A 16,928-nucleotide genomic window follows, 5' to 3' on the forward strand; every position below is an offset into this window, starting at 1 on the left:
GGCGCGGCCTGCGGCAGGATGGCCCGGCACGGCATGGCGTGGCCCGGCGCCGTCGCGCCGTCCAGCGCCGACCCGCGCGCGTCCCTGAGCGAAGCCTCTTGCGGGGCGCCGGCGAGGACGGTAAGGCGAGCGGGAAGTTATGCCCGCAGCGCGCGCTCACGCCGCGGCCCTCCTGCTGGCCCTCGCCCTGGTTCTGGGGGGCTGCAAGCGCCAATACGCCATCGGGGATCACGTCCTCGTGACGTGGGAAGGGAACGTCTACCCGGCCGAGGTCATCGAGGTCCTGGGTCCGACGAAGTTCAAGATCCACTACCAGGGGTACGACGACATCTGGGACGAAGTTGTACCTCGTGAACGGATCCGCGGTCTCGTCGAGGGCAACGTCGTCCACCCGCCGCCGCCGCCGAAGGTCCGGAGCAAGGGGCTGCAGGCGTCGCAGACCAACGTCTACAAGATCGGCGACAGGGTCCGCGTCGAGTGGCACGGGCAGATGTACCCGGCGGTCGTCACCGGCATCGTGGGGCAGGAGCGCTACCGCATCCACTACGACGGCTACGGATCCGAGTGGGACGAGACGGTCGGGCTTTCCAGGATTCAAGCCAAGTAGCGTGAAATGTTCACGCGCGATCATTTTCCCCCTGGCGCTGGCCATGGGGCCGAATTAAGAGCCGCGCCGAATTTCTGACTGGGCGATCGCAAGAGTGCGCCGCCTGGCTGACGTTCGATGCGTGCCGCACGCCCTCCACGGGCACGCCCTCACGGGTGCGCGGCGGGGAGCCTTCTGTGATCAGCGAACTGTCCAAGCTGCGCAACATCGGGATCAGCGCCCACATTGATTCGGGCAAGACAACGCTGACCGAGCGCATCCTCTTTTACACCAAGCGGATCCACGCCATCCACGACGTCAAGGGCAAGGACGGCGTCGGCGCGAAGATGGACTCGATGGATCTCGAGCGCGAGCGCGGGATCACCATCCAGTCCGCGGCCACGCACTGCTTCTGGAACGGGCACCAGATCAACGTGATCGACACGCCCGGCCACGTGGACTTCACGATCGAGGTCGAGCGCGCGATGCGCGTGCTCGACGGCGCGATCCTGGTCCTCTGCGCCGTCGCCGGCGTGCAGAGCCAGTCGCTGACGGTCGACCGCCAGATGCGCCGCTACGGCGTCCCGCGCATCGCGTTCGTGAACAAGTGCGACCGCGCCGGCGCGAACCCGCTGCGGGTCCGCGCGCAGCTGCGCGAGAAGCTCAACCTGAACCCGGTGCTGCTGCAGCTGCCGATCGGGCTCGAGGACAAGTTCGAGGGGGTCGTCGACCTCATCGCGATGAAGTCCTACCGGTTCGAGGGGGCGAACGGCGAGAAGATCGTCGTCGGCGAGATCCCGGCCGAGATGGCCGACGAGGTGAAGACGGCGCGCGAGGAGATGCTCGACGCGCTCTCGATGTACTCCGACGAGCTCACGGAGGCGATCCTCGAGGAGCGCGTCACCGAGGAGCTCCTCCAGAAGGCGATCCGCGAGGCGACCGTGAAGCTCCAGATCGTCCCGGTGATGATGGGGTCGGCCTACAAGAACAAGGCGGTGCAGGTCCTGCTCGACGGCGTGACCCGCTACCTGCCGACGCCCGCCGACATCACGAACAAGGCCGTGGATCTCGACAAGGACGAGGCCGAGGTCGTCCTGTCGAGCGACTCGGAGAAGCCGCTCGTGATGCTCGCGTTCAAGCTCGAGGACGGGCGGTTCGGCCAGCTCACGTACCTGCGGGTCTACCAGGGCAACCTGGCCCGCGGCGGCGAGATCACGAACACCCGCACGGGCAAGCGCCACAAGGTCGGCCGGCTCGTCCGCATGCACGCGGACGAGATGGAGGACATCGACTCCGCGGGCGCGGGCGACATCGTCGCGATGTTCGGCATCGACTGCAACTCCGGCGACACCTTCACGGACGGGACCCTGAGCGTCGCGATGACGTCGATGCACGTGCCCGACCCCGTCATCTCGCTCACCGTGACGCCCAAGGACAACAAGGCCCAGGCGAACATGTCGAAGGCGCTGCGCCGCTTCACCAAGGAGGACCCGACCTTCCGCGTCGGGGCGGATCCGGAGAGCGGCGAGACGATCATCCAGGGCATGGGCGAGCTCCACCTGGACGTCTACATCGAGCGCATGAAGCGCGAGTACGCGGCCGAGGTGGTCACGAGCCCGCCGCGCGTCGCGTACCGCGAGACGATCACGCGCCGCGTCGACTTCAACTACACGCACAAGAAGCAGACCGGCGGCTCCGGTCAGTACGGCAAGGTCGGCGGCTTCATCGAGCCGTGGACGGAGGCGCCGTTCCGGTTCGACGATCAGGTCGTCGGCGGCGCGATCCCGCGCGAGTTCATCCCGGCGGTCGAGAAGGGCTTCGTGTCGATGCTCGCCAAGGGGCAGCTCATCGGCGCGCCCGTCACGGGCGTGTCGGTCACGCTGAACGACGGCGCGGCCCACGCGGTCGACTCGTCCGACATCGCCTTCCAGGAGGCCGCGCGCGGCGCCTGGCGCGAGACCTACCCGAAGGCGGGCCCGCAGATCCTGGAGCCGCTGATGAAGGTCGCCTGCGAGGGGCCGAGCGAGTACCAGGGCGGCATCGTCGGCATCCTCATGCAGCGGCGCGGCATCATCGTCGGTTCGACCGAGGCAGACGGCTTCTGCCGCGTCGAGGCCGAGGTGCCGCTCTCCGACATGTTCGGCTTCTCGACGGTCCTTCGCTCCGCCACCCAGGGCAAAGCCGAGTTCACGATGGAGTTCTCGCGCTATGCTCCTCTTCCGGCGGCGCTTGGTGAGGAGCTCATCAAGAAATACCGGGAAGAGCAGGCGAAGAAGGCCAAGTGAGGGGGTCGGCATGTACCGCAAAGAGGTAAACGAGCGGAGCCCCATGCGGGTCTTCGAGGGGTCGATGCACGGCGGGCTGGGTCGCGGCAACGTCGGCGTCATCGTCTCCCGGCCCGGCGTGGGCAAGACGGCGTTGCTCGTGCAGATCGCGCTCGACGATCTGCTGCGGGATCGCCGGGTGCTCCACATCTCGCACGAGAACGCGGTCGATCACGTCCGCGCGTACTACGACGAGATCTTCCACGATCTCGCGCAGTCGATGCGGCTCGAGGAGCCGGAGGCCGTCCGGCTCGAGGTCGAGCGGCACCGGCAGATCTACTCGCACCTCGGCCACGTGAAGGCGTCGGCCGACGCGCCGGAAGAGGCGGCGCGCCTGTGGGTCGAGAAGATGCTCGAGACGGTGGCGTTCGCGCGCGGCGTCGCCCACTTCGAGCCCGACGTGATCATCGTCGACGGCTTCGACGTGGCGGTCGCGTCGGAGCAGGCGATGGAGGCGCTCGGGCGGCTCGCGAAGGAGCGCTCCGCCGAGGTCTGGGTCGCGGCCCAGGTCGACGAGGCGGGCCCTCCCGGCAAGCTGCCTGCCGCGCTCCAGAAGGTCGAGCGGCACCTCAACGTGGTCGTCTACCTGCAGCCGGAGCGCGACGTGGTTCGCCTGCGGCTGCTGAAGGACCACGGCAACAAGGATCTCGCCGATCTCCACCTGCGGCTCGATCCCCACTCGATGCGCGTCATCGACGAGGACGTGCGGCCCCCCTCGGAGCGGCCGAAGGACCCGCGGACCTTCCGCGTGCACTCGGGCGGCGCCAAGGGGGCCGAGGCCGAGTTCGGGGCGTGCGCCGAGCGGTACGGGGTGCAGGAGCTGAACTACAGCTTCGAGGGCCACCGGCTCCTCGAGCGCCAGCGCGGCGTGGTCGTGCTGGGGGACGACGAGCTGCGCAAGGGCGACTTCAGCCTCGTCTACGTGTCGCGGCGCCTCGGCCGCGTGCTGAGCGAGATCCCGCTGGTGCGCAACATCCTCCAGACGATCTGGCACCAGATCAACGCGGCCAGCCAGGTCTTCGTCGTGGGCACGCTCCAGGAGGACGGCACCGTGCGCGGCGGCACCGGCTGGGGCGCGGAGCTCGCGCGCCTCTGGAAGAAGCAGCTGTTCGTCTACGATCAGGAGAAGCGCGGCTGGTTCCGCTGGAGCGGCTCGGCCTGGGAGATGGCGCGGCAGCCGAGCATCACCTGCGAGAACTTCGCCGGCATCGGCACGCAGGATCTCAACGACGCCGGCCGCGACGCGATCCGCGACCTCTTCGCGCGCAGCTTCGGCGAGCCTGGCTGAGAGCCGATCGCAGGGGCGCCCTCCGCCGCGCACGCGGCCGCGGGGGCGCCTCGGTGCGGCGCGCAGCAGGCCGGCGCGAAGCGGGCCTGCTGCGCCGAGCCGCTCAGGCTGAGTGCTTCTGGATCAGCTGGGCGAGGCGCGGAACCGCCTCCTCGACGTTCTTCTTCGCTGAGCCGCGCAGCTTCTCGTAGGTGCCGCGCACCACGCCGCTCGACGACGACTTCGCCTTCTCGTCGGTGATGCTGAGGAGCGCGTCGGCGATCCGCGAGCGGTTCGACGTGAAGAAGGAGCTCGGGTTGCCGCTGCTCGCGGCCTCGGTCCAGATGGGATCGAGCTTCTTGGCGAACTCGGGCAGGAGCTTCTCGACCACCTGCTGGATGAAGCCGGGCTTGATGCCCTTCACGGCCGCGTAGCCGGCCTTGACCGCCAGGCCGGAGAGTCCGCTCTTCGAAGCCACCTCCTCGTCGACCAGCGTGCAACAGTCGGCGACGACCTTGGATTTCTTGTTCGCATCGAGCAGCGTTTCGCTGAGACCCATTCTCGAACTCCTCCGGGCGACTCGGAGGCCGGTCGCGGCCCCCAGACCCATGTCAGCGTGACCCCCGGCAGGGAGCGGCGACCACGTCGAGCGGACCGGTGGTCCGCTCCCGACCACATCGAAGCGCGGCTCTTACCACAGCGGCCCGAAGGCCGGCATCGCAAGCGCCCAGCTGGGAAACCTTCGGTCCAGGACGGCTCTCGGCCGATGTCGACCGTCCGGGATGGCATTGCAACGCCGTCACGCGCTCGATTCTCGGAAATGCCGCGCGGAGACCGCATGCATGGCCGCCCCTCGCGCGCCATACTCAAGATGTAATTTGAATCACAGTTTGGCGTGGCGGGCGCTCGCCGCTGTCGTGTCGCGAGGCCTGCGGGGGGCTCATGGACGTTACCTGCGAAATCTGCGGAATCGTCACCACGGTGTCGAGCGACGCGCGCGGCGGGGCTGCGCTCGAGTGCAGCGTCTGCGGCGGTGCGATGCTCCGTGCGCACGGGAGGGGTGCGGCAGCGCCCCCGGCGGGAGGCGCCGGCCGGCGATCGAGCCGGCCTCCTCCGCCGCTCCGGCGATCGATCGCGCCCTCGGTGCCACGGAGCGACGATGACCCGACGATCATGGATCTCCGGTCGCTCGCGCTGAAGTCGTTCATCGCGACGCTTCCCGCCGCGCCGCCGACGAGCGCGCCGGCGGCGGGCTCGGTCGCGCCGGGCAGCGGCCCGGTCGCTCCGGCGGCGGTGGGCCTGACGACGCCACAGGCGATCCGGGGCGCGGAGTCGACCGCGGCGACCGCCTCGAGCGCGTTCGCGGGCACGGCGCCGGTCGGGCTCGATGCGCCGAGCGTGAGCGACGTGATGCGCGTCCACGACGCGCTCGCGCCCGTCGCGGTGCCCTCGCTGGCGCGATCACGGGCCCGCGTGCGCATCCTCGCGGCGGCGACCGTGGCCGCCGCCCTGGTGATCGCTGTCGGGCTCACGCTGATCGTCGGCCGGATGTCGCGTGCGCCGAGGGATGACGTGCCGCCTGCAGCGCAGCGCGGCGTATCCCGGGCCGGGGAGATCGCGCGCGAGGTGCGCGCGCCGGTCGAGGCGCCCGGCCCCCGGAGGACGGCGCTGCGCGGGCTCGACGCGCGCGCGCGAGCGGCCGACGAGGACGAGGCCAGCGCCGCCGAGCCCGCCACGGCGCCGCAGCCGCGCGCCGCACCGGAGGCGGGCGCGCGCGAGGCCTCCGGGGCGGGTGTGCGCCCGCCCGCCGCTTCGGGGGCCCGCGCCCGGCCTGAGCGTCAGCCGTCGCCTTCGCTCGCGTCCGAGGAGGTGTCGCGGCCTCAGGCGCCGATGTCGCTCACCGACGCGATGGCTGCCGCCGTCGCCGATCCTCCGGCGCCCGCCGCTGCGGAGACGCAGCGCCAGGCCGACACCAGCGAGGAATAGCCCGCGCCGAGGGCGCGCGCTCGGCGAGCGTCAGCGCCGCGCCCTCCGGCGCCGTCGCGTGAGGCCGGCCGCGGCCATGGCCGCCGCGAGCGCCGAGGGCGCGGCGCCAGGGCCGCTGCTCGCGAGGCGGCAGCCGCAGCCGGCGTCGTCCCGGAGATCGCCGCTGCTGTCGCCGCCGCCGTTGCTGTCGTTGCCGCTACCGCCGGCGGCGTCGGCTCCGGCGGCGCCCGCTCCGGTGGCGCTCGCCCCGCCGGCGCCCGCCCCGCCGGCGCCGGTGCTCGGGGGGCCGCCGCCGGCGCCGCCGCTCGCGGCGCTCTCCTCGAAGTACGCGCCGCAGGCCGGGCCGACGACGAGCCCGTCGCGCGCCGCGAGCGCGAGCGCGTAGACGCCCGCGCCGAACCCCACCATGGGCGCGTTGAACTTGTAGGTGCCGCGGATCTCGTCGTAGGTCTCCGCGATCGCGAGGTAGTTCGCGGCCGACTGATCGAGCACCCACCGGAGCAGCCGGTCCGAGCGCGCGACGTCCCCCATGAGCCGCGCCGCGACAGCGCCGCGCAGGTCGGTCACGACCCACTCGGCGCTGTCGTACTCGCTGCCCCAGGGGCTCAGGTCGTCCGCGCCGGCGTGATCGGTGCGATCGTCGTTCCGGGACCACCCGGCGCCCGCGGGGACGCGCAGGTGCTCGTCGAGCCCGGCGAGCGTGGCCGCGGCGATGCGCCCCTGCGGATCGAACAGGCCCATCGCGATCCCCTCGAGCACCGCCGCGTCCCAGTAGCCCGCGCCCGACGCGAGCTCCTCCAGGCTCGCGGCGAGCGCGCCCGAGGCGTCCGTGAGCCGCGCGGCGATCGCGGCGCGCAGCCGCTCCGCTACGCGGCGGTACGCCGCGGCCCGGTCCGCCTCGCCCCGCCGCTCCGCGATGGCCGCCGCGTCGCACAGGCCCCGCGCCGCGGTGATGCTCGTGTACGCGAACGACCGCTCGCGCCCGTTCCAGTGGGTCTCCCAGATCGACGAGTCCTTCCGGACGAGCCCCGTGTCCGGATCGATGAGCGCGACGAGGGCGTCCGCGACCTTCGTCGACGCGGCGGCCCAGCGCTCGTCCACGAAGCCCGTATCCCCGGTGAGATCCTCGTACTGGCGCAGCGCCCAGAGGAACAGGCCGAACCCGTCGAGCTCCAGGTTCGGGCCGAAGTCGTTGAAGTCGGTCTCCTCGACGCCGAAGCCGTGGTAGCGCACCAGGCTGATCTGGTACGGCGGCATGTCGTACGACGCGAGCTCGCTCCAGCCCTGGAAGCGCCCTGCCTCCGCGTCGAGGTAAAATCCCAGCGCGTCGCGCGCCTCCGCCTGCATGCCGAGGGCGGCCATCGCGACGGTGGCGTAGGCGCCGTCGCGGATCCAGGCCACCGTCCACTCGCCCGGCGGGAGGCTCGCGAGGACGGCGCCGTGGCCGCGGTGGGCGATGGTGGCCGGCAGCGTGGCCGGCGGTCCGCCGAGCGTCGCGCCGAAGCGCGTGGCGCGCGGCTCGAAGTCCCGCGTCAGGTATTCGCGCAAGAAGGCGTGGCTCTCGCGCGACTGCGCCATCCGGAGCGTCACGGCCGACTGCCGGAGCAAGGCCGCCTCCTCGGGCGACGCCGAGGGCGGCACCCGGATCGAGCCCTGGAACGCGCTGTACGCGGCGATCTCGTCCGCGACCACCTCCGCCGCGCGCTTCGCGCCGAGGTACGCGTCGAGGGCGCCCTGCACGAGCGGGTCCGCCGCGCCCGAGGGGTCGCCGTGGTGCGCGAACGCCACGCCGACCCACCGCGCCTCGCCGGGGCCGATGCTGCCGAGGTCCCACTGGAACGCGCTCACGGAGCCGTCGGCGGTGGGCGCGGCCCCGTCGAGGTCCGACAGGTCGGCGCCGCCGTCGTCCGCGACGATCCGGTAGACGTCGAGGTCCGGCGGGCTGCCCGCCCTGGAGGCGCCGTGGCGCGCGGGGGGCTCGAGCGCGCGCGACCACCACGCCGGCGAAGGCGCGCTCGAGGAAGTCGCGCCGGCCCTGGCTCGCGTCGTAGGTGATGGTCTCGCCCGACTCGCCGATGTCCGCCATCACGCCCGGGCGACCGAAGCCGAGGTGGAAATTGTGCAGCGAGAACGCCGACACGCGCTCCGCCGGCCGCTCGCCCCGGTTCTCGACCCGCATCGCCATCACGAACCCCGCCTGCGGCAGGCCCCGCGGCGCGAAGAAGAGCTGGGTGCACTCGAGGTTGCCGACCCGCTGCACCATCGTGACGACGCCCGTGCCGCCGCGCTGCCCGTCGGTCCAGCCGGCGTAGCCGCTCGCGTCGAGGTCGACGGGGACCTCGGTCAGCCACCGCTGGTGCCCGTCGGAGCGCAGCCCGAAGTACGCGTCGTAGAGCAGATCGCGCGTGCGTACGGCCTGCGGCTGGTTGCCGATCCAGACCTCCTCGCCGCGCTCGTCGAGGAGCGGCTCCTCGGTGGCGAACAGGCGCTCGCGGAAGTGGGTGAGCCTCGCCGCGCCCAGATCGAGGAGCACCGCGCCGAAGCCGTTCGACGAGGGCAGGCGAAAGAACGTGCGCTGCACCGGCGCCTCGGCCCGCGCCGGGTGAGGGGCGGCGAGCGCGACCGACGCCGCTGCGCCGAGCGAGAGGAGCGCGGAGCCGAGGGCCCGGGGGGCGCGGGGCGGGTCAACCCGTTGGTGCCCCAAATATTCCCGCGCATGGATCGCGCGATGCATCGCGGCACTTTAACGGAATGCCTGTCCTCCGGGCGCGCCGGCTCGCCGGCGGGCGCTCAAAATGCTGCAACGCGCCTCCCGGCGTGGTAACGGCATGCCCATGACAAAACTGCCTGCGTTGATCCTCGTGGTCTCGGCGCCCCTTGCCGCCTTCGCGGCCGGCTGCGGCTCCGATCCGCAGCCGCCGGCCAATGTCGCCAGCGACGTCGCGCCCCCTCCGGTGGCGAAGACCGCCGCCCCGCCTGCCCCGAAGCAGGACACCGAGAAGCCGACGAGCGGCTCGATCCGCATCGACGACAAGATCCTCAAGGCCTGCGGCGATCTACCGACCGCCCGCTTCGCGTTCGACTCGACGTCGATCGAGGGCGAGGCGGCGGGCGCGCTCGACGCGCTCGCGCGCTGCTTCGTCTCGGGTCCGCTCAAGGGCAAGGGGATGAAGCTCATCGGCCACGCCGACCCCCGCGGGGAGACGGAGTACAACCTGGGCCTCGGCCAGAAGCGCGCCGGCAGCGTCGCGGAGTACCTCGGCAAGAAGGGCCTCGAGCAGGGCCGCATCGCGACCTCGTCGAAGGGCGAGTTCGAGGCGACCGGCACGGACGAAGAGGGCTGGGCGCGCGACCGGAAGGTCGACATCCTGCTCGCGGATTGAGCGCCGCGCGCCGCGTGCGGCGCCGGGCGAACTTGAAGAGGGCCACGGCCGCGCTTCCAGGCGAGAGAGGGCGCCGCGGCCGCAAACTCCACTGAACGGGGCCGCGCGCGCGGAACCCTGACGAGCCGACTCCCTGACCCGAAGAGATCGAAATGGCCTTCCTGCAGAGCGCCCCTGACCCGGCGACGACGGTCCCGATCAAGCTCGATCCCGTCTCCCTGGTCCTCCACGCCTCCGGTCCCGTCTTCCTGGTCGTGTGGCTGCTGATCTTCGCGGCCATCCTCGTCTGGGTGATCGCCGTCCTCAAGGTCCTCCAGCTCGCGCGGCTCGCCTCTCTGCAGGCGCGGTTCGAGCAGGAGTCGGCGCACGCCCACTCGCCGGATCAGCTGTTCGCGCTCGCGCAGCGGCACGCGGACGCGCCAGGCGCCCGCGTCGTGATGGAGCTCAGCCGCCGCGTCGGGACGAGCCGGCTCCTCGACTCGATCGCGAAGCGGGCGATCGTGACCGAGACGCAGCGGGCGAGCGCGCTCATGCCGACGCTCTCGTCGATCGCGGCGGCGTCGCCGTTCATCGGCCTGTTCGGCACGGTCTACGGGATCATGGACGCGTTCCTCCGCATCGGTCAGCAGAAGAGCGCGTCGCTGCCCGTCGTCGCCCCGGCCATCGGCGAGGCGCTCATCGCGACCGCGATCGGGCTGTTCGCCGCGATCCCGGCGGTCATCGCGTACAACGGGATCAACAAGCGCGTCGACGACCTGCTCGCCGCGCTCGAGGCCGCGAGCGAGGGCTGGGTGGAGATCGCGTCGCTCTCCGCGCGGGGGATGCAGGAGTCCATCCCGCTGGCGCTCCAGCGGTCGAGCGACCGGCCCACGCCGGTGATGCCGAAGGGCTGAGGGGCGGGGCGGATCATGGGCATGTCGGTCGGTGGAGGGCGCAGGCGGCGCGGCGGCGGCGGTTTCAGCGACATCAACGTCACGCCGCTCGTGGACGTGATGCTCGTGCTCCTCGTGGTCTTCATGGTCACGGCCCCGCTGCTCACGGCCGGGCTCCGGGTCGAGCTGCCCAACGTCTCCGCCGAGGAGGCGCCGACGAAGGACACGAAGCTCGTCGTGACCGTCACGAAGGAAGAGAAGATCCTCTTCGGCGAGGACGACGCGACCGCCGACATCGAGGGCGTGCTCGCCTCGAACGGGCGCGTGCAGAAGGAGAAGGAGCTCTACATCCGCGCCGACAAGGACGCCCGCTACGGCGCCGTGGCGCGCGTCGTCGCCGCCGCCCGGGCCGCGGGGGTCGAGGGCCTGAACCTCCTCGTCCAGCCGGAGATCGAGCCGGAGGGCGCGCCGCCGCCGCCCGGGGGAACGGCGCCGCGACCCGGGGGAGCCGCGCCGCGGCCCGGGGGAGCCGCGCCGTGAGCACGGCTGCGGCGCGCGCGCCCGGACCGAGGACGCCGTCAGGACAGCGCCGGCCTGCGAGCGACTTCCGCCCGCGGGACATCGCGCTCGCCGTCGCGGTGGCGATGGCCGTGCAGGCGGGGGCCGCCGTCGCGGTCAGCCTGGCCGACCTCACGGTGCCCGCGGCGGCGCCCGAGATCGAGAAGGGGCCGAGCGTCCCGGTGAAGGTCGTGCCGGTGCTCGACATGGACACGCCGCTGCTCAAGCTGGGCGGCACGCGCGACAAGATGAAGCTGCCCGACCGGTGGGTGCGCCAGACGCCCAAGCCGCGCGTCGAGCAGAAGGCGTTCGTGTCGCCGAGCGCGGGCAAGACCGAGGCGGACATCCCGCCCCCGGAGGTCAAGATCGCGGACGCGGGCACCGCGCCGCCGCCGCCCGACGCCGAGATTGCGAAGCAGGTCGACACCGAGCTCGATCCGAAGACCGACGCCGCCCCGGCCGCCAACGTGGACCAGGAGGGCCACGAGGACGGCGTGAAGGAGGGGACCGAGACCGATCCCCTCAAGGCGCGCGCTGTGGATCTGTACCTGGCCCGCATCGCGGGCTGGTTCTCGAGCAGGTTCCGCGTGAACGGCTCGGGGCTCCCGCCGGAGGAGCTCACGAAGCACAAGCCGCGCGCGGTCATCGTGCTGTCCGACGGGCAGATGGTGAGCTACACGCTGACGCCGAGCGGGAATCCCGCCTTCGACGCGGCCGCGCAGGCGACCCTCGAGGCGGCGAAGGGGCAGGCGCTGCCGCCGCCGCCCGAGAATTATCCCAACCTCGGGCAGAAGCAGGTCAGCGTCACGTTCGTCTGTAGAGAGACCACATGCGACTAGCTCGATACGCCCTCGGCGCCCTGGCGCTCGCCGCCGCCGCGCTCGCTGCTCCCCCTGCTCCTGCGCAGGCGCCGGCCTCCTCGGCGGCGCCGCCCAACCCGGATGAGCTGCTCGGCCACATCACGGTCGTGGCCGGCGCGACGCGCCCGCTCCCGAAGATCGGCGTCCTGCCGTCGCTCGTCTCGGACCCCGAGGACGTGACGATCCACAGCGTGGTCCGGCGCGACCTCGAGCTGTGCGGCGAGTTCGAGGTGCTGCCCGACAGCGCCGCGCCCGACGGCCTGTACCTCTCTGACAGCCCCGTGGACGTGAAGGCGTGGTCCGCGAAGGGGGTCGAGGCGGTCGTGAGCGTGAGCGGCAAGAAGGTCGCCGCTGACAAGGTCGAGCTCGTCGGCCAGGCGTTCCTGGTGAACCGCGGGCAGGCCCCGGTGTTCGACAAGAAGTTCATCGTGCCCCTCCGCGACGTGCGCTTCGAGTCGCACCGGGTGGCCGACCAGCTGATCGGCGCCCTCACCGGCCAGAGCGGCGGTTTCGCCAGCCACATGACGTTCGCCTCGGGCTCGGGCGCGCTGCGGCGTGTCTTCACGATCGACGCCGACGGCCATGACGCCAGGGCCGTCTCGCCGCCCGACCAGACCGCCATCGCCCCTGCGTTCGGGAAGAACGAGCAGCTCCACTACGCGGCGAGCGTGAAGGGCGACGAGTACAAGGTCTTCACGCCCGCCGGCGGCCCGCTCGCGCTGCCCGTGAAGGGCTCTGTCTACGGGATCGCGTTCTCGAAGGATCGCGCCCAGGTCGCCCTCAGCATCGGGGTGGGGTCGACGATCAAGCTGTTCTCCGGGCCCGATCTCCAGAGCATCAAGCCGGCGTCCGAGGTGGGGATGGCGCTCCACCCGGTGTTCACGCCGACCGGCAAGCTCGCCTTCTCCGGCGAGGGCAGGTACGGACAGCGCATCTACGTCGGCGGCAAGGCGATCTCTCCGGACGGGCTCTTCGCCTCGGCGCCCACGTTCTGCAACCACCCCGACGGCGTGAAGGCCGTCTATGCCGTCGGCGTGGGAAAGAACACCGACCTCGTCGCCTCGGGGGAGACGGGCGGCGGCCTCGTGCGGTTGACCCAGAATCAGGGCAGGAACGGGTACCCGGCCTGCAGCCCCGACGGGCGGCTCGTGGCGTTCTTCTCCACGCGCACCTCCGGCGAGGGGCCAGGGCTCTACGTCATGCGCGTCGACGGGCAGCGCCCGAAGCGCATCTCGAACCTCCTCGGGGACTCGCTGCGCTGGGATCCCCTTCCGCCCGGCAAGGCCGTCGAAGCGAAGAACTGACGCGGGCGAGCCGCAGGGCACGGCCCGGACATCCGGCGTGTGTCCGATCGAGGGCCGCCCGCATCGTGGCTGAGCCAGGCGTTCTCTCCCCGACAACTTTTTACGTCCGGGCACGTCTAACGTGGGTAGTTCCTGCGCGCCCTCCCACGCCCCTGCTGCGAGCGAGGGTGAAGGGAGACCGCTCGCAGCCCCCGCTTCCTTGGCCCGCCGCGTCGCTCGCGGTTAGCCTCCGGACTGCTCAGGGGGAGAGTTGGCTGGAAAATTGCACCGAAACTGGGACGAACCGCCCTGGCCAGCCAGCCAAGAGGAAATGGAGAAGTGCATGGTGTCGAGCCGTATCTGGACCGCCATCGCGATCGTCTGGGCCTTCTGCGCCGGTGGCTGCAGCCAGGTGGCGGCCGTTCAGGAGGCGAGGATCAGCGAGCAGGGGGGGTTCAGGAACCCGGAGCACCGGCTCGCCGCGGCAGAGGACGGGGGTTACTGCAGCGCCGAGGTGCTGCGCTGGCAGTACGATGAGCCGGCGGCGACGCTCCGCCTTGCCGATGCCCGTTTGATGCTCGACTGCTGCGGGAAGCGCGCGATCCACGTCGAGAGGATCGACAGCCTCTTCGAGGTCACCGAGCGGGACGCGCCGGACGGCGCCGGAGGTCGCTGCAGCGAGCAGTGCGCCTTCGATCTGTCCGTCGGCGTGCGCGACGTCCCGCGGGGCGAGGTCTACGTGAAGCTGCTGCGCGACGTCGTCGATCAGCAGGGCGGCCCGGCCGTGATCTGGAGCGGCTCCCTCGATCTGGGTGTCTCTGCCGGCGCGGTCGTCCTCGACGAAACCCCCGCGGAAGCCGGCTGCCAGGCGAAGGGCTCCCCGCGCCAGCGCAGCAAGACGGTCGCCGCGCGATGAGGCGCTGAACACACGCCCTCGGATCGCTTCGCAGCACCTCGCGTCCGCGGTCGGCCGGGGGACCTCGCGAATGTCCCGCCGCGCATGGCAGCGCACGGCAGCGCGTCATGGGGTGGGATGATGGAGGATGGTGGAGGAGCTTGGTCGACCATGACGTTCATGGTCAGAGAATCGGGCTAACTCTGCCACTTTCGCCTGGACAAGGTTTCCAGAAACCCGTAGATCATACTCGAATGTGCGTGCAGCTGCTCCGGGGTGCGGCGCATGTGCGCACCTTATGTACGTTGGCTTGCAGCTGAATCCCTAGGCGCAAGTAGCGGATACGTGAAGCGCGTTTCTAGAGGCCCTGGTTCTTTGCCTTTTGGGCGTATTTTGACAGTGTCGCGGGACAGCCAAGGAAATCGGGGCATGAAGTACCTGGGGGTCTGTGGAGCGCTTGCAACGGTGGGGTCGCTGCTTGCTCTGAGCGCGTGCCTGGAAGCGGAGCCCGCGCAGGTGGGGCTCGTGAGCGAGGCCGGCGGGTTCGTGGATCCGGAGCGGCGGCTCGCCTCCGAGGGGGAGGAGAGCTACTGCGGGGCCGAGGTCCTGCGCTGGCGCTATGACCCGTCGAGCGGCGCTCTGAAGATCGCGAACAGCCGGCTCTTGCTCAACTGTTGCGGCCAGCGCGCGATGCACGTCGACAGGATCGACAGCATCTACGAGATCACCGAGCGGGACGAGCCCGACGCGGCGAACCCGAGGTGTGATTCGGTCTGCGCGTTCGACTTCGCGGTGGCGATCCCCGAGGTCGCCCAGCGCAAGGTCTACGTGCGGCTGCTGCGCGACGTCGTCGACGCTCAGGGCAGCGCAGAGCTCGTCTGGCAGGGCGAGATCGACGTCCGGAAGTCGTCCGGCGAGGTGGTGCTCGATCGCGTCGCCGCTCCGGGCGAGGCCTGCAGCGGGCCGTCCCAGCAGCCGCTCACCGCCCAGCATCCGCTCGCCGTCCAGTAGCCGCTTGCTGCTCCGGCCTGGGAGCGGCCCCGTTGCGCAAGAGCGCTCGCAGGGTGCAGTGCTGCGTGGCGTGCTGCCGGCGCGGTGCGCCTGGTGATGGGCTCCGTGCCTTCGTGACGGAGCGCGCGCGAGCAACCGCCCGGTGGTCGAGCGACGGTCGAGCGACGACCCGGCGGTCTGCCTCAGTCGATCAGCGTGCGCGCGGGGCGGCCAGGCTCGCACTTGACGAGCGTGGCGGTCAGCTCGAGCGTCTCGGGGAGCGTGCCCTGCACCTGCGCGACGACCTGCTCGACCACGTGCTGGGCCTCGTCCAGGTTGGGACCCACGATGGAGACGACGAACGTGAGCGGGCCGGTGCGCCCGGCCGCGGCCGGCGTCAGGCTGAGCAGCAGCGTCTGGGTCAAATCGACGACCTGAAGCGCGGCCTTGCGCAGCGCGAGCATCTCGAGGATCGTCGGGCGCAAGCTCACGAGGCCGTTCTGGCCGCGGAGCTCGAAGCGCGCGATCTGCATCGGCACCTCGGCCCACTCGGCGAAGAAGCCGTCCTCGTCGATGGCCTTCATCAGGTACTCGCGCACGAGCAGCCCCGTGAGGCCGTCGCGCCGGGCGAGGTAACGCTTCGCCTTGTCGTGGTGCGGCGAGTCGGGCCCGAACGTGACCACCATGAGACGGCACTCGCCGAGCTGCACCTCGGCCCCATGGAGCAGCGAGACCTGCGCTTTGCGCTCGAAGGGGAAGTCCGCGTACGTGCCGTTCGTGCTGTTGAGATCCTCGACCAGCCAGGAGCCCGTCTGCCAGCGGAGGAGCGCGTGTGAACCGGAGACGGTCGCCTCGGCCAGGACGAGGTCCTGATCGCTGCGGCGGCCGATGGAGAGCACCGGCTTCTGCAGCGGGAACAGGGTGGTGACGCTGTCGGGCGCGTTCGTGGCGTACGTGATGAGCAGCGACTGCGCGCCGGGCGTGAACTGCGTCTTGATGGCCCGCCCAGGCGCGGGGCCGGGATCGATGCGCTCGCGCGGCAGCTGGATCGGCGCGGTCGTGGTCTGCGTCGGGTTGAAGAACCGCATGTGCCGCGCCTGCGGGCGCATCTGCGGATCCGGGTTCAGCGCGCGGAAGATCTGCCTGATCTCGTCGTTCGTCAGCGCGGCGGGCACGTCGAACGTGATCTGCTGCTTCATCGTCTTGAGCCGCGGCTTGTAGCCGGGCTCGGGGACGCGGCAGGTCCACATCTCCCAGAGCGTCAGCGCCGCCGCGTAGACGTCGTCCTCCGGGCTCGCGCCGCCGCTGCGCAGCCGCTCCGGCGACATGTAGTGAGGCGTGCCGCCGTCCGGAGGCGCCCCCGGCTTGCGCACGGCGGCGCGGGCGCGCTCCTTCGCGAAGCCGAAGTCGAGGATGACCGCCCGATCGTCGGCGACCATCACGTTCCCGGGCTTCAGATCGCCGTGCACGAGCCCCTGCTGGTGGATCGCGGCGAGCCCCGCGCAGACGTCGGTCGAGATCTTTCGGAACTCGTCGGCGCTGAACCCGCCCGACGTCTTGCGCTTGCGGATGTGGTTGTGGAGCGTCTGCCCGGGGATGTACTCCATCACGAGGATGGGGCCCCACGGGCTCGGGGCGAGGTCGTGCACGCGGCAGACGTTCGGGTGGCGGGCCTTCTGCGCGAGGATCACCTCCTGCCGCAGCGCCTCGTCGTCGCCGGGCATGGCGGAGGCCTCGGGCACCACCTTGAGCGCCACCTGTTGCTGGGTCAGGCGGTCGAAGGCCAAGAACACCTCCCCCATGCCGCCTTTGCCGATGCTCTTCAGGACCTCGTAGCGGTCGTTGATGACCGTTCCGACGTCGATGGGAGGGAGGGGATCTTTGGTCACGGCCACGGGCGCACGAAGGGTGAGGAAGAGCTCCG

At 71.3% G+C, this 16,928-nt stretch carries 15 protein-coding genes; 12 read left to right on the plus strand and 3 right to left on the minus strand.

What is annotated here, in order from left to right; translation table 11 throughout:
* Positions 1–139 precede the first annotated feature (139 nt).
* The 3 genes from WME97_RS03270 (at position 140) to WME97_RS03280 (ending at position 4,198) form a co-directional block, all read left to right on the plus strand.
* Positions 140–607, plus strand: a complete 468-nt coding sequence (locus WME97_RS03270) for a Tudor-knot domain-containing protein (protein WP_437549458.1) — start codon at positions 140–142, stop codon at positions 605–607.
* Between the two features lie 176 nt (positions 608–783).
* On the plus strand, positions 784–2,871 hold the full coding sequence (gene fusA, locus WME97_RS03275) for an elongation factor G (protein WP_437549459.1): 2,088 nt from the start codon (positions 784–786) through the stop codon (positions 2,869–2,871).
* Between the two features lie 10 nt (positions 2,872–2,881).
* Positions 2,882–4,198, plus strand: coding sequence for a hypothetical protein (locus tag WME97_RS03280; protein ID WP_437549461.1), 1,317 nt, complete (start codon positions 2,882–2,884; stop codon positions 4,196–4,198).
* Positions 4,199–4,301: 103 nt separating this feature from the next.
* Here the strand turns inward: WME97_RS03280 and WME97_RS03285 are convergent, their stop codons facing one another.
* On the minus strand, positions 4,302–4,736 hold the full coding sequence (locus WME97_RS03285) for a DUF6918 family protein (protein ID WP_437549462.1): 435 nt from the start codon (positions 4,734–4,736) through the stop codon (positions 4,302–4,304).
* Between the two features lie 614 nt (positions 4,737–5,350).
* Here WME97_RS03285 and WME97_RS03290 point away from each other — a divergent pair.
* Positions 5,351–6,163, plus strand: coding sequence for a hypothetical protein (locus WME97_RS03290; protein WP_437549463.1), 813 nt, complete (start codon positions 5,351–5,353; stop codon positions 6,161–6,163).
* Positions 6,164–6,193: 30 nt separating this feature from the next.
* Here the strand turns inward: WME97_RS03290 and WME97_RS03295 are convergent, their stop codons facing one another.
* The gene (locus WME97_RS03295) at positions 6,194–8,011 is read right to left on the minus strand and encodes a glycoside hydrolase family 15 protein (RefSeq protein ID WP_437549465.1); all 1,818 of its coding nucleotides are present in this window, start codon (positions 8,009–8,011) and stop codon (positions 6,194–6,196) included.
* A gap of 262 nt (positions 8,012–8,273) precedes the next feature.
* Here WME97_RS03295 and WME97_RS03300 point away from each other — a divergent pair, with 262 nt between their 5' ends.
* The 8 genes from WME97_RS03300 to WME97_RS03335 all read left to right on the plus strand — a co-directional run bounded on the left by WME97_RS03300 (position 8,274) and on the right by WME97_RS03335 (position 15,025).
* The gene (locus WME97_RS03300; RefSeq protein WP_437549467.1) at positions 8,274–8,987 is read left to right on the plus strand and encodes a hypothetical protein; all 714 of its coding nucleotides are present in this window, start codon (positions 8,274–8,276) and stop codon (positions 8,985–8,987) included.
* Between the two features lie 10 nt (positions 8,988–8,997).
* Positions 8,998–9,546, plus strand: a complete 549-nt coding sequence (locus WME97_RS03305; protein WP_437297730.1) for an OmpA family protein — start codon at positions 8,998–9,000, stop codon at positions 9,544–9,546.
* Positions 9,547–9,698: 152 nt separating this feature from the next.
* Positions 9,699–10,439: a MotA/TolQ/ExbB proton channel family protein gene (locus tag WME97_RS03310; protein ID WP_437549469.1), complete on the plus strand. Its 741-nt coding sequence runs from the start codon at positions 9,699–9,701 to the stop codon at positions 10,437–10,439.
* 21 nt (positions 10,440–10,460) lie between these two features.
* Complete coding sequence (locus tag WME97_RS03315; RefSeq protein WP_437549471.1) at positions 10,461–10,958, plus strand: biopolymer transporter ExbD; 498 nt, start codon at positions 10,461–10,463, stop codon at positions 10,956–10,958.
* Positions 10,955–11,815: a TonB C-terminal domain-containing protein gene (locus tag WME97_RS03320; protein ID WP_437549473.1), complete on the plus strand. Its 861-nt coding sequence runs from the start codon at positions 10,955–10,957 to the stop codon at positions 11,813–11,815. The genes WME97_RS03315 and WME97_RS03320 overlap by 4 nt, the downstream gene beginning before the upstream one ends.
* Complete coding sequence (locus WME97_RS03325; RefSeq protein WP_437549475.1) at positions 11,806–13,140, plus strand: tolB protein; 1,335 nt, start codon at positions 11,806–11,808, stop codon at positions 13,138–13,140. Before WME97_RS03320 ends, WME97_RS03325 begins: the two co-directional genes overlap by 10 nt.
* A gap of 322 nt (positions 13,141–13,462) precedes the next feature.
* A complete protein-coding gene (locus WME97_RS03330) occupies positions 13,463–14,035 on the plus strand; it encodes a hypothetical protein (RefSeq protein WP_437549477.1) in 573 nt (190 codons plus the stop codon).
* A 408-nt stretch (positions 14,036–14,443) separates the two neighbouring features.
* Entirely contained in the window at positions 14,444–15,025 is a 582-nt protein-coding gene (locus tag WME97_RS03335; protein WP_437549479.1) for a hypothetical protein, read from the plus strand.
* Between the two features lie 182 nt (positions 15,026–15,207).
* Here the strand turns inward: WME97_RS03335 and WME97_RS03340 are convergent, their stop codons facing one another.
* Positions 15,208–16,893 (minus strand): protein kinase domain-containing protein, encoded by a 1,686-nt coding sequence (locus tag WME97_RS03340; RefSeq protein ID WP_437549480.1) that lies wholly within the window; start codon positions 16,891–16,893, stop codon positions 15,208–15,210.
* Between the last annotated feature and the right edge of the window lie 35 nt (positions 16,894–16,928).

Origin of the sequence: Sorangium sp. So ce367, from assembly GCF_051520455.1 — a bacterium.
Taxonomy (GTDB): Bacteria; Myxococcota_A; Polyangia; order Polyangiales; family Polyangiaceae; genus Sorangium; species Sorangium cellulosum_B.